Origin of the sequence: Vibrio sp. MMG023, from assembly GCF_021654215.1 — a bacterium.
In the GTDB taxonomy this organism is placed as follows: Bacteria; Pseudomonadota; Gammaproteobacteria; order Enterobacterales; family Vibrionaceae; genus Vibrio; species Vibrio jasicida.
The window spans coordinates 453481-466504 of the sequence record NZ_JAKFZP010000006.1 but is presented as its reverse complement, the minus strand read 5'-3'; the positions used below and the strand labels follow the sequence as shown (position 1 = coordinate 466504).

Annotated in this window: 11 protein-coding genes; 8 read left to right on the top strand and 3 right to left on the bottom strand. The window is 45.8% G+C overall.

All coding sequences use genetic code 11. The features are described from left to right. Positions 1–10 precede the first annotated feature (10 nt). Both L1076_RS20805 and L1076_RS20800 read right to left on the bottom strand, forming a co-directional pair. Positions 11–2458 carry a GGDEF and EAL domain-containing protein gene (locus L1076_RS20805; protein ID WP_237304385.1) on the bottom strand — a complete coding sequence of 816 codons (2448 nt, stop codon included), beginning with the start codon at positions 2456–2458 and terminating at the stop codon, positions 11–13. A gap of 195 nt (positions 2459–2653) precedes the next feature. Further along, positions 2654–3562, bottom strand: coding sequence for a DMT family transporter (locus tag L1076_RS20800; RefSeq protein ID WP_039975934.1), 909 nt, complete (start codon positions 3560–3562; stop codon positions 2654–2656). A gap of 169 nt (positions 3563–3731) precedes the next feature. Here L1076_RS20800 and rmuC point away from each other — a divergent pair, with 169 nt between their 5' ends. The 7 genes from rmuC to tatC all read left to right on the top strand — a co-directional run bounded on the left by rmuC (position 3732) and on the right by tatC (position 9920). Then, positions 3732–5264 carry a DNA recombination protein RmuC gene (gene rmuC / locus L1076_RS20795; RefSeq protein WP_237304384.1) on the top strand — a complete coding sequence of 511 codons (1533 nt, stop codon included), beginning with the start codon at positions 3732–3734 and terminating at the stop codon, positions 5262–5264. Between the two features lie 78 nt (positions 5265–5342). Then, positions 5343–6122, top strand: coding sequence for a bifunctional demethylmenaquinone methyltransferase/2-methoxy-6-polyprenyl-1,4-benzoquinol methylase UbiE (ubiE, locus tag L1076_RS20790; RefSeq protein WP_038869997.1), 780 nt, complete (start codon positions 5343–5345; stop codon positions 6120–6122). Positions 6123–6133: 11 nt separating this feature from the next. Beyond that, on the top strand, positions 6134–6769 hold the full coding sequence (locus tag L1076_RS20785; RefSeq protein ID WP_042604062.1) for an SCP2 domain-containing protein: 636 nt from the start codon (positions 6134–6136) through the stop codon (positions 6767–6769). After that, complete coding sequence (gene ubiB, locus L1076_RS20780) at positions 6766–8400, top strand: ubiquinone biosynthesis regulatory protein kinase UbiB (RefSeq protein WP_045409236.1); 1635 nt, start codon at positions 6766–6768, stop codon at positions 8398–8400. Before L1076_RS20785 ends, ubiB begins: the two co-directional genes overlap by 4 nt. Before the next feature lie 48 nt (positions 8401–8448). Then, complete coding sequence (gene tatA, locus L1076_RS20775) at positions 8449–8697, top strand: Sec-independent protein translocase subunit TatA (protein ID WP_038870001.1); 249 nt, start codon at positions 8449–8451, stop codon at positions 8695–8697. 3 nt (positions 8698–8700) lie between these two features. Further along, complete coding sequence (gene tatB / locus L1076_RS20770) at positions 8701–9099, top strand: Sec-independent protein translocase protein TatB (protein ID WP_038870003.1); 399 nt, start codon at positions 8701–8703, stop codon at positions 9097–9099. 68 nt (positions 9100–9167) lie between these two features. Continuing rightward, positions 9168–9920, top strand: coding sequence for a twin-arginine translocase subunit TatC (tatC, locus tag L1076_RS20765; RefSeq protein WP_045409238.1), 753 nt, complete (start codon positions 9168–9170; stop codon positions 9918–9920). 1049 nt (positions 9921–10969) lie between these two features. Here tatC and L1076_RS20760 read toward each other — a convergent pair. Beyond that, a complete protein-coding gene (locus L1076_RS20760; protein WP_237304383.1) occupies positions 10970–11734 on the bottom strand; it encodes a TatD family hydrolase in 765 nt (254 codons plus the stop codon). 186 nt (positions 11735–11920) lie between these two features. On the opposite strand from L1076_RS20760, the gene hemB reads away from it, so the two are divergent. Continuing rightward, on the top strand, positions 11921–12982 hold the full coding sequence (gene hemB, locus L1076_RS20755) for a porphobilinogen synthase (RefSeq protein ID WP_045409241.1): 1062 nt from the start codon (positions 11921–11923) through the stop codon (positions 12980–12982). The last annotated feature ends 42 nt before the right edge of the window (positions 12983–13024 follow it).

Here is a 13024-nt window from a genome sequence, read left to right as displayed (position 1 = left end):
CTCGGTCTTTTTATTTGAACAACTTCTCGGCGCGAACTGGGGCGCTAAAACGGAAGCCTTGCCCGTAGATACAGCCGTGCTCATATAGGTATTGTGCTTGTTCGTCGGTTTCGATGCCTTCCGCGACTACCTTAAGTGATAGGGTTTGGCCCATGGCGATGATGGCATTCACAATCGCGTTGCTGTCGGTGTTGCTTGGTAGATCGCTAACAAAAGAACGGTCGATTTTCAGCTTATTGATTGGTAAGCCTTTCAAGTACGACAATGACGAATAACCAGTACCAAAGTCATCCAAAGAAATCTCAATACCTAGCTCGCGCAGTAAGTTAAGTGATGCGATCGCTTGTTGTGGATCTATTAATAAGAAGCTTTCGGTGATTTCTAACTCTAAACGATGAGCTGGGAATTTTGTCTCTTTAAGAATGACGCCCAGCTTAGTAATAAAATCGGATTGCTGAAGTTGGAGTGCCGATACGTTAACCGCGAGCTTACCAAAATCAATGCCGCTATCTAGCCAAGCTCGCCCTTGTAAACATGCTTGTTCAAGTACCCATTTCCCAATGCTTTGAATAAGGCCTGTTTTTTCTGCAATTGGAATGAAGTCTGCCGGAGAAATAACCCCAAGCTCTGGGTGCTGCCAGCGCAGTAATGCTTCGACGCCAACCAACTCGTTCTCACTGAGGTTGTATTGCGGTTGGTATGCCAAATGCAGTTGGTTTTTCTCGATGGCTTCATGCAAGGCCGATTGCATTCTGACATGAGTGACCGACTTATCTGTTAAGTCTGGAGAGTAAAATGCGTAGCCATTTCGACCGTTTTTCTTCGCCAAGTACATAGCGGTGTCTGCATTCTTCAACAAGGTTTCGCTGTCTTGGCCATCTTGCGGGTAACGTGCTACGCCCACGCTGGTGGAGATGCGTAACGCTTCGTCTTTACTGACTTCAAAAGGTCGATTGAATAAGCTAAGAATGTCTTCAATGGTGTCGATAAGTTGTGAGTCAGAGACGATATTCGGCAATATGATGACAAACTCATCACCGCCTATTCGTGCAATGTGCGCGCGTAAATGTAGGACTTCTTGAAAACGTTCTGCGAGTTTCGTTAGTAATTGATCACCACAGAAGTGCCCCATGCTGTCGTTGATGTGTTTGAAATGGTCAATGTCGAGGAATAACGTTGCAAAGGCGTGGTCGTGCTTTTGTCCACTTTCAATGTGTTGCTCGAGAAGGCTAATCAGATGTGTTCGGTTGGGAAGGTTTGTTAGTGGGTCATAAAATGCCATGCGTTGCAGCTTTTCTTCGTGCGCTTTACGTACTGAGATGTCTTCGAACACGCAGATGTAGTTTATCAGATGATTTTTATCGTCCATCACCGCACTGATAGTGGCTAATTGCGGGTAAATACTGCCATCTTTTTTGCGGTTGATGAATTCGCCTTTCCATTGGCCTTTGGTTTCTAACTGGTGCCAAAGTGTCTTGTAAAAGGCTCCATCATGATGCCCTGAGCGCAGAATATTAGGATTCTTACCAATCACTTCTTCGGCTGCATAGCCTGTAATATGAGTAAAGGCACTGTTTACATCGAGGATGTTCGCTTTGCGGTCAGTAATCACCATACCTTCATGGGAGTTGTCGAAGATTTTCGATGCGAGTGAGAGCTGAGTTTCGACCATTTTTCGGCGTGTGACGTTTCTTGTCATCCCCAAAATACCAATTAATTCACCACTGTGATCTCGGATCGGTGATTTGATGGTTTCAAGCCAAGTGGGGTTGTTGTTGTCATCTATCAGGGTGCATTCTTCAACGGTGTTTTGGCTGCCTGTCGCGATCACTAATTGGTCGGTGTCGATGAACTTCTTAGCTCGTTTGCTGCTGAACAATTCAAAGTCATTCTTACCAACAATGTCGCTGCCGGTCATTTGCCATGAGTTTTCCACGCTGCGATTGGTCATGGCATAGCGACCGTCGGTACTCTTTATCCACGTATGATCTTCTAAACAATCGATGAACTCTTGCAGGGTCGGCAGCGATTCTGGCAATTGAACTTGATGGCGCTGTTGTTCTTTAAGGTAGGTTTGGCTTATGTCAAAGCTAATTCGTCCAGCGATGGCGCTTAACCAAGCCGCCACCGTTTGCTTCTGTTGGTTTGGATGAACCAAAGCCAGAGCTGCAAACAATTTTCCGTTGGGCAACCAAACAGGGCAGTAGCTTAATGTTTGTGACTCAAAGGAAACTTGTTCAGCATCGAAGTGAGCAGGTTGGAATCGGTCGGTCGCGATATCTAAAATCGCTACAATTTCGCGGTGGTGCTGCGGTGATGTGGCGACTTCACTCAATCGCCATTGATGAGTGTAGCTAAATTTATAGAGCTGACCGTGCGCCTTAGTGGCATCACAGCACTGTTGCAGAGCGAGTTTCCAGTCTGTCATCAATGCAGGAGAGATAGCGAAGCGAAACATAGTTAATAAAGCATCCTGAGCGCCCTTGGATTTGTGTTGTTAACATCTGATTAGACGTTCATATCGGGCTTTGGCTATATCGTATCCAAAGCCCGAACAAATCCAAGCAAGGAACACTTCATTAATCGAGTAAACTGTTAGCTAGCTCTCTTTTTTATAAATTCCGTCTCATTTTTGCAATGGTTTCGGATGTGGCTACTGGGCAGTATTCGCTTTTTTTTGCTTTCTGCCAAACTTCACTTGCTGAATGACTAAGCCGCTGATGATCAATACCAAGCCAATCAAAGTGGATGGATGAATGTCTTCGCCAATGATGGTGGCAAGCAGCATTAAAGATATAAATGGTGAAGCGAAAATTAGGTTGCTGATACGCGCGGTATTTTCGGTCAGTTTGAGTGCGGATAACCACAATACAAAGGTGATGCCCATTTCAAACAAGCCGACATAAGTCACTGCTGCCCAGCCTTTGGCTGTGATTTGGCCCCAATTCGCGCCTTCATAAACACTTAAACCAATCGCAAATGGAATCGCAACCAAGAAGCCAAGTAAGACACCTACCACAGGGTCGGCTTTGTTTTTGGTATTAAGAATCCAGTAGCTTGCCCAAAGCAGGGTCGAAAGTAATGCCAAGCCAACACCCAGTGGGCTTTCAAAATCCATTCCTAGCACATTACCTTTAGTCGCAATCACAATCACGCCGAGGTAACTAAAACCACAAGCGATCCAGTCTTTACCTCGGATTTTCTGACCCAAGAAAACCGCCGCCATTAAGGTAAGGGTGATTGCCCAACTGTAGTTAATTGCTTGTGCTTGAGACGCAGGTAGCAAGTCATAAGCTTTGAATAAGATCAGGTAATAAGCCAGTGGGTTAATCAAACCAAGCAATAGGTAATACCAAGGGTTAGATAAAAATGTGTTACCCAGTTGGTTGAGCTTGCCCTGTGCACCACACACAGTGATAAGTGCGATAGCCGAAACAATACTCGCCATGGTAAGCATCTGAATCGGTGAGAATTCCGCCAAAGTCAATTTAAATGCGGTCGCTACTGTTGACCAAAGTAATACCGCTGATAGCCCAAATCCTAGGGCGCGACGCTCGTTCATGATGCCTCTGTGTGATGATGTACCGCTCATCGCTGTTGGTTTGAGCAGGTGTGAGTATGTTGTACGGAGCGCCTAGTGTATGCGAGGATTTTTCATCCAACAAACTGGACATTTATCCAGTATGTAAATACCATTATTAAAGATAAAAAACACAGGCTAACTCGCTATTATGCAATGGATTCTTGAGCATCAATCTCTCATTCTGTCTTCTCTTTTTACCGCGACCATCAGCGGTGTTGCAGTGGGTTGGTGGGTTAAACAACGCTTTGCCACGCAAACTCAATTGCTCGAACAACAGCTCTCCTCTGAAAAACAGCTTCATCAACAACAACTTGAACAGGTGAAGCAAAGCCTTGCCGAAGCACAGCAAGAATTGGATGAGCTTGATGACGAGCGCGACAAAGCAGCATTCGAAGTGCGCCAAACTCACGGTAAATTGATGGCCGCGATGGAAAAGCTGCGCTATTTCGAAGCGGTGAAGCAAGAGCGTCAGCAGTATTTTGATGAGCTAGGACAGATGCGTGAACACAAATCGCGTCTTGAAACCCAGCTTGGTGAGCAGCAAGCGCGACACGAACAAATCAACCAAGCCAATGCTGAAAAACTGCAAATTCTTGAGCAAGCAGAAGTGCGTTTGAAGCAGCAATTTGAACACCTAGCGAATCAGTTGTTTGAAGAGAAAACCGCCAAAGTCGACATGCAAAACCGTCAGAGTTTGGAAGGTTTGCTGTCTCCACTCAAAGAGCAACTGGAAGGGTTCAAGAAACAAGTTAACGACAGCTTTAGCCAAGAAGCCAAAGAGCGTCACACCTTGGTGCATGAGTTGAAGAACCTGCAACGTTTGAATGAGCATATGACCCGAGAAGCGGTCAATCTGACTCAAGCTCTGAAAGGTGACAACAAGCAGCAAGGCAACTGGGGTGAAGTGGTTCTGGCTCGTGTGTTGGCAGAATCTGGTTTGCGTGAAGGGCACGAGTACCAAACTCAGGTGAGCTTGCAAAACGAAGCAGGCAAACGCTATCAGCCGGATGTGATAGTTCACTTACCGCAAAACAAACAAGTGGTGGTCGATTCGAAAATGGCGCTGGTGGCGTACGAGCGCTACTTCAACGCAGAAAACGACATTCAACGAGATCAGGCGCTGAGCGATCACCTAGCCGCGCTGCGCGCGCACATCAAAGGCTTGAGCCTTAAAGATTACCATCAGCTAAAAGGCATTCAGAGCCTAGACTACGTACTGATGTTTATTCCGGTGGAACCTGCATTTCAAGTGGCGATACAAGCTGACCCGAGCTTGGTCAAAGACGCGATGGAGCAAAACATTATTTTGGTCAGCCCGACCACTTTGCTGGTGGCGCTACGTACGATAGATAACTTGTGGCGTAACGAACGCCAAAATGAAAACGCTCAGTTGATCGCTGAACGAGCGGCAAAATTGTACGACAAACTGCGTTTGTTTGTTGATGATATGGAAGGGCTGGGCGGTGCACTAGACAAAGCCAACCAAACGTACCAAGGCGCAATGAATAAGCTAGCAACAGGGCGAGGCAACGTGATCCGTCAAGCGGAAAGCTTTAAGCAACTAGGAGTGGAAGTAAAACGTCCAATCTCGCCAGATCTTGCTCAGTTGGCGCAGACAGAGTCATTTTCGGAAAATGCTTCTTTAGTAGAAAGACATCCGGCTGAGGATAAAGTAAACTAATCGCCCGCAGTACAGTGGGCGACCCTATTTGTTATCAACCGCCCCGAAGTGAAAAAGTGCTGCCCAAGAGGAATCAGAATGACGGACACAAGTGTGCAATCAAATACAGCGTTAGATAACGACACTACCCACTTTGGTTTTACCACAGTGGCAAAAGACGAAAAAGTGACCAAAGTTGCCGAAGTTTTCCACTCAGTGGCAGCAAAATACGACATCATGAATGACTTGATGTCAGGTGGTGTTCACCGCCTTTGGAAGCGTTTTACTATTGATTGCAGTGGCGCTCGTCCGGGACAACGCGTTCTCGATCTAGGTGGTGGTACAGGCGATTTAACAGCGAAATTCTCACGCATTGTTGGCGACCAAGGTCACGTGATCCTTGCGGACATCAACAATTCAATGCTGAATGTCGGTCGTGACAAACTGCGTGATAACGGCATTGTGGGTAACGTGCATTACGTTCAAGCGAACGCAGAAGAACTGCCGTTCCCAGATGATTACTTTGACGTGATCACTATCAGCTTCTGTCTACGTAACGTCACCGATAAAGACAAAGCGCTGCGCTCTATGTTCCGCGTATTGAAGCCAGGTGGTCGTTTGTTGGTACTTGAGTTCTCAAAACCAATCCTAGACCCACTATCAAAAGTGTACGACGCGTACTCGTTCCACCTATTGCCAAAAATGGGTGAGCTAGTGGCAAATGACGCAGACAGCTACCGTTACCTAGCAGAATCTATCCGTATGCACCCAGACCAAGAAACACTGGAAGGCATGATGAAAGAAGCGGGCTTCGAAAACACCAAATACTACAACCTAACGGGTGGTATTGTGGCGCTGCACCGCGGCTACAAGTTCTAAGGATAAGCGGTATGCCATTTGAACCTCTTATCACTGCCGTTATTGAAACGACACTAAATACGCTGATTAAAGACGATCCTGAATTGGGTCGTCGTTTGTCACGTCTTAAAGGTCAGGTGATTCAAATTCACCTCAAAGAAATCAATAAGACGCTGACGTTCATCTTCAGCCAGCAAATCGATGTTTTGGGCAATTACGAAGGTCAGCCAGATTGTTATCTGTCGCTGAATCTAAGCGTACTTCCTGAGCTGCGCGATCAAGCCAACATCACTCGCCTTATCAAGCAAGACAAACTTGAGCTTGAAGGTGACATCCAACTTGCACAGAAATTCTCTCAATTGATGGTCGATTGCAAGCCAGATATTGAAGAGTGGCTGTCTCGAGTGACGGGGGATGTCGTGGCACATACCTTTGTGCAAGGCACCAAAAACGTCGGCGGTTTCTTTGCTTCTCAAGCGGAAAAACACCAACGCCACCTTGCTCAAGTGGTAACAGAAGAGTGGAAACTGGCGCCAGCACCGCTGGAAATCGCCCACTTCTGTGACCAAGTGGATGACGTTCGCAGTCAAGCTTCTCGTGTCGAAGCGCGCCTAAACGTACTACTAAATAAGTTCGACTCGGATAAGCCTGCGCTGGAGAACTCATGACGCCAGCAGAAATAAAGCGCTTATATCAAATCATTAAAGTTCAGCTGGAATACGGCTTGGATGAGTTGTTGCCTGATCATCAACTGACCAAAGCGCCGCTTTTGATGCGCAAAAGCTTATTCTGGATTAAGAACAAGCACCCAGAGAAACCGTTAGGTGAGCGTCTTCGTCTCGCTCTGCAAGAACTAGGTCCGGTTTGGATTAAGTTTGGTCAGATGATGTCGACCCGCCGTGACCTTTTCCCTCCACATATCGCTGATCCTCTTGCGCTTTTACAAGACCAAGTTGCGCCATTTGATGGGCAGTTAGCGAAAGAACAAATGGAACTCGCTCTGGGCGGTCCATTAGAAAACTGGTTTACTGAATTTGATATCAAACCGTTAGCGTCTGCGTCGATTGCTCAGGTGCATACTGCGCGATTAAAAGACACTAACCAAGAAGTGGTATTAAAGGTCATCCGTCCAGATATTCGTCCGGTCATTGATTCAGATCTAAAACTGATGCACCGAATGGCGCGTATAGTCGCCGGAGCGATGCCTGAAGCACGTCGTTTGAAACCAGTTGAAGTGGTTCGTGAGTACGAAAAAACCTTACTTGATGAACTCGATTTGCGTCGTGAAGCGGCGAACGCGATTCAACTGCGTCGCAACTTCGAAGGCAGTGAAGAGCTTTACGTACCAGAAGTTTTTCCTGACTTTAGTAATGAAACTGTCATGGTTTCTGAGCGAATATATGGCATCCAAGTCTCTGATATTGAAGGCTTGGAAGCGAATGGCACCAATATGAAATTGCTCGCGGAACGCGGTGTTAGTGTCTTCTTCACTCAGGTGTTCCGAGACAGCTTTTTCCATGCCGACATGCACCCGGGCAACGTCTTCGTTAAACCGGAGCATCCAGATAATCCGATGTGGATTGGGCTCGATTGCGGGATCGTTGGTACACTTAACAGTGAAGACAAACGCTATCTGGCGGAAAACTTCCTCGCTTTCTTCAATCGTGATTACCGCCGCGTAGCGGAATTGCACGTTGATTCGGGGTGGGTACCTGCCGATACCAATGTCGATGAATTTGAATTTGCGATTCGCATCGTGTGTGAACCAATCTTTGCTAAACCACTGTGTGAAATCTCTTTCGGTCACGTACTGTTGAATCTGTTCAACACTGCGCGTCGATTCAATATGGAAGTGCAGCCGCAGCTTGTATTGCTACAAAAAACGCTGTTGTACGTCGAAGGACTGGGTCGCCAGTTGTACCCGCAACTAGATTTGTGGGAGACCGCGAAACCTTTCCTTGAAGAATGGATGATGAACCAAGTCGGTCCGCAAGCTTTAGTGAATGCCATTAAAGACCGTGCGCCGTTTTGGGCAGAGAAGTTGCCGGAACTGCCGGAGCTGCTTTACGATAGCCTTAAACAAGGTAAAGCCATGAATCAACGCATGGATCAGCTTTATCAAGGTTACCGTCACAGCAAGCGTCAGCAGGCGACAGGAAAGTTTTTATTTGGTGTTGGAGCCACTTTAGTCGTATGCTCGGCAATATTGGTGGATAACGCTTATGAGCAGCTATCGATGGCCAGCGGTATCGCAGGTGTCACATTTTGGCTGCTTAGTTGGCGAGCTTATCGTCGATAGACGTTAAACTCTTGAAATAATTTTGTTTAAAGACCCGAGGTAAAAAGAATGGGTGGTATCAGTGTTTGGCAACTTTTAATCATTGCTGTAATTGTTGTATTGCTATTCGGAACTAAGAAACTGCGCGGTATCGGTGGCGATCTGGGTGGTGCCGTTAAGGGCTTCAAGAAAGCGATGAGCGAAGATGATTCTGCGAAGAAAGAAGACAAAGACGCAGACTTCGAGCCAAAAAGTTTAGAAGAGCAGCAAAAGAAAGAAGCTGCTCCTGAAACGAAAAAAGACAAAGAGCAGGCGTAAAACGTGTTTGATATCGGTTTTTGGGAACTGGTATTAATATCTGTTGTTGGTCTGGTTGTTCTTGGTCCCGAGCGTTTGCCACATGCCATCCGCAGTGTCTCTCGTTTTGTCGGAGCAGCGAAGAGTATGGCAAATAGCGTCAAAGACGAATTGTCACACGAGCTAAAAGTCCAAGAACTGCAAGAAAACTTGCGTAAAGCTGAGCAAATGGGGATGGATGATCTGTCTCCTGAGCTAAAGTCTTCTGTTGAAGAACTGAAGAAAGCCGCGCAATCTGTAAACCGCCCTTACGCGGAACCAACCAAATCAGACGCAGAGCCGCAAGAAGCTGCAAAAGCGACTGAAACCGTTGAGAAAGCGGAAGAGATTAAGGTTACAGCGGCAGATAAGAAAGCCGAATAGTCTCATTAGGAGGAGCTACTAGACATTGGTAGCTCCTTTTTGATCTGGTTTTTAAAAAGAGGTTTGCCATGTCTACCGTCGAGCAGACACAACCTTTAATTAGTCATTTATTAGAACTTCGCAATCGACTGCTAAAAGCAATTGCCGCAGTATTGGTCGTGTTTGTTGGGCTAATTTATTTCTCCAACCACATTTATGAATTTGTTTCTGCACCTTTGGTAGAGCGTTTACCTGAAGGCGCGACGATGATCGCAACCGATGTGGCTTCACCCTTCTTTACACCGCTGAAGCTAACGCTTATCGCATCGGTGTTTGTCGCGGTGCCGTTTATTTTGTACCAAGTTTGGGCATTTGTGGCGCCCGGTTTGTACAAGCATGAACGTCGTTTGATCATGCCATTGTTGTTCTCAAGTTCGTTGCTGTTTTACTGCGGTGTGGCGTTCGCGTACTTCGTGGTATTTCCGTTGGTGTTTGGCTTCTTTACTGCTATCTCATTGGGTGGAGTAGAGTTTGCAACCGACATTTCGAGCTATCTCGATTTTGTACTAGCGCTGTTTATGGCGTTTGGTATTGCGTTTGAAGTACCAGTCGCGATTATCTTGTTGTGTTGGACAGGCGCAACGACACCACAAGATCTGAAAGAGAAGCGTCCATACATTATTGTGTGTGCGTTTATTGTCGGCATGCTATTGACGCCGCCGGATATGATCTCGCAAACCCTTTTAGCAATCCCAATGTGTTTGCTGTTTGAGGTAGGCTTGTTCTTCGCACGGTTCTACACTCGCAAAGATGAAACGGAAGAGGCGGAAGGAGAAGAGTAATCTCTCCTTCTCAATAGAGAAAAGCGGCTTTATCGAGCCGCTTTTTCGTTTTCTAAACCTAGCTAAACTATCTCACTCGCTTGATGTATCCACATCGTGAGCAAACATATACCTCTTTAACTCCCAATAGTTTCTCCCAAAAGTGACGCTGCCGACGTTGCAAGTAACCGCCATGTTTACACATACATATCCCTATTCTTATTGTTGTTTATTTGGGAGACTTTATGTGATGTTACTTCCAATGTTAAATGGTGCTTCGGTATATGGTTCAATAGGTTATCTACCAAATCAATATGGTCATATTTAACAGAATAAAGTTCTAATCATCGATAATGGAAATATGCCTGACGTTTAAAACAAGTTTAAAGGTTACGAGATGAAGTAACTTTGACTGTGTAACGATTTGTAATTTTTGAAGGTGTGAGGGAGCGGGAGGCGACCCATAAGAATCGCCTTAGTTGTGGTTTGGGCTGAGCCAATTATCTAAGCTTTAGGACGTAGCCGCATTTAGAGCATACGTACACTTCCTTAATGCCTAAAATTTTTTGCATAAAAGTTCTAGGTCGACGTTGTAAGTAAATTCCATGTTCACACATTTTTGAGACATCCATATTCATTTTTATGAGTATGCGTCAGCAAGTATAGGCAGAGAATTTGTTTTTATTTATGAGAAGGTCAGAATAGCGGAGTGCTTCATTTAGCGTATGCGATATTCATTATATTTCTGTGTAAGTGTTTTGTTTGTCAGTAATTCAAATAACAAGCTTGAATCACCGCCACATTACTATTTAACTTTAATGATATATCCGCATTTAGTGCACACGTAGAGCTCTTTGATACCCATAAGCTTTTGCAGTAGGGTGCGTTTTTGACGTTTTAAGTAAATACCATGTTGGCAAGTATTCATCGATTGCCCACCTTGTCGAATGTGTGGGCAATATTTTAAGAAGGGCAGGAGTTATATCTCAATAGCACGTTATTTATACTTTAAAATATAATGCTATGAAATATAAGAGAATGTTTGATTGTAATTTATATAAGTGCAGATCTTAGCCTAAGTTAAACAGCGCTTCTGCGTTTTTGGTCGTTCGGGTGTCGATAGCTTCAAGGCTTTCCCCACGAAGTTCGGCCACGCGCGCCGCCACTAGAGAAGTATAAGCTGGCTCGTTGCGTTTACCACGATGTGGTACAGGTGCAAGGTAAGGACAGTCTGTCTCTAGAATCACCCAATTCATGTCCAGATGCGGGATAACTTTATCCATGCCGCCGTTTTTAAACGTAGAGACACCACCTAGACCTAAGTGGAATCCTAGCTCATTGAGCGCTTGCGCTTCTTCTGCGCTGCCACCGAAACAATGGAATACGCCACGCAAGCGGCTGTCTTGTTCTTGACGCAGTAAGGTCAGCGTTTCTTCAATCGAGTCACGTGTGTGGATAACGACAGGCAAATCCATCTCTTTTGCCCAGTTTAACTGAGTCACAAACGCCATTTCTTGTTCCGCGCGGAAGGTTTTATCCCAGTACAGGTCGATACCGATTTCACCCACTGCAATGAAGTTGTGCTTTTCAAACCAACCACGAATGATTTCTAGTGTTTGCTCAACATTGCCATCTACATAACATGGATGCAGACCCATCATTGAGCGACAAACCTCAGGATAAGCCGCCTCGGTTTTTAGCATCGGCTCAATAGATTCAAGATCGATGTTTGGTAGCAGAATTCTATCAATGCCTTGTTCTAAAGCACGTTTCACCACCTCGTCGCGGTCGTTATCAAATTCGCTAGCGTAAATATGAGCGTGAGTATCGATCATGGTTGGTCTCTATGGTTCATCGGTGTATGGAATTAGTGAGAAGTATACTTGAGTGTGAGTGCTGGGTCATTTTCGGTTTTTTTCATGCCGTTTTTCCATATTGCTGCTCGCAAGGTGCATCAAGAGTGATATGATTTTGCCACCAGATGATTTGATCATCGTAACCTTCCAGACAAGGAGAAAGTGGTGTCTGTATCAATTCAAGGTCCATTCCCTGCACGCCGTATGCGTCGTATGCGTAAGCACGATTTTAGTCGTCGTCTGATGGCTGAAAACCAAGTTTCAGTAAACGATCTGATTTACCCAATGTTCATTTTGATGGGCAAAGATCGTCGTGAAAGTGTTGAATCGATGCCGGGTGTAGAACGTTTGTCGATTGATTTAATGCTAGAAGAAGCACAATACCTAGCAAACCTAGGCGTACCAGCAATCGCGCTTTTCCCTGTCGTAAACCAAGACGCTAAAAGCTTATGTGCTGCTGAAGCTTACAACCCTGAAGGTTTGGTTCAGCGCGCAGTACGTGCATTAAAAGAGCACGTGCCTCAAATCGGTGTGATCACAGATGTGGCACTCGACCCGTTCACTACTCACGGCCAAGACGGCATCATCGATGAAGATGGCTACGTGATGAATGATGAGACAACCGAAGTTCTCGTAAAACAAGCGCTTTCTCACGCAGAAGCAGGCGCTGACGTGGTTGCACCATCAGACATGATGGATGGTCGTATCGGCAAAATCCGTGAAGCACTAGAAGAAGCGGGTCACATCCATACTCAAATCATGGCTTACTCTGCGAAATACGCATCAAACTACTACGGTCCATTCCGTGATGCCGTTGGTTCATCAGCGAACCTAAAAGGCGGCAACAAGAAAAACTACCAAATGGACCCTGCGAATACAGATGAAGCGCTACATGAAGTGGCTCTTGATATCAATGAAGGCGCTGACATGGTGATGGTTAAGCCAGGCATGCCTTACCTTGATGTGGTTCGCCGTGTTAAGACTGAGCTTCAAGTTCCAACGTTCGCTTACCAAGTTTCGGGTGAGTACGCGATGCATAAAGCAGCCATCATGAATGGTTGGCTAAAAGAGCGCGAGACCGTGATGGAATCTCTACTTTGCTTCAAACGTGCAGGCGCAGATGGCATCCTGACTTACTTCGCGAAAGATGTAGCAGAGTGGCTAGCGGAAGAAAACGCACAACCTGCAGAGCACCTAGTCAAAGCGCAAGAAGCGACAGACGAGTAATTATCGCTCAATGAGAAAAGCCAGACCGACAATTGTTGTCGG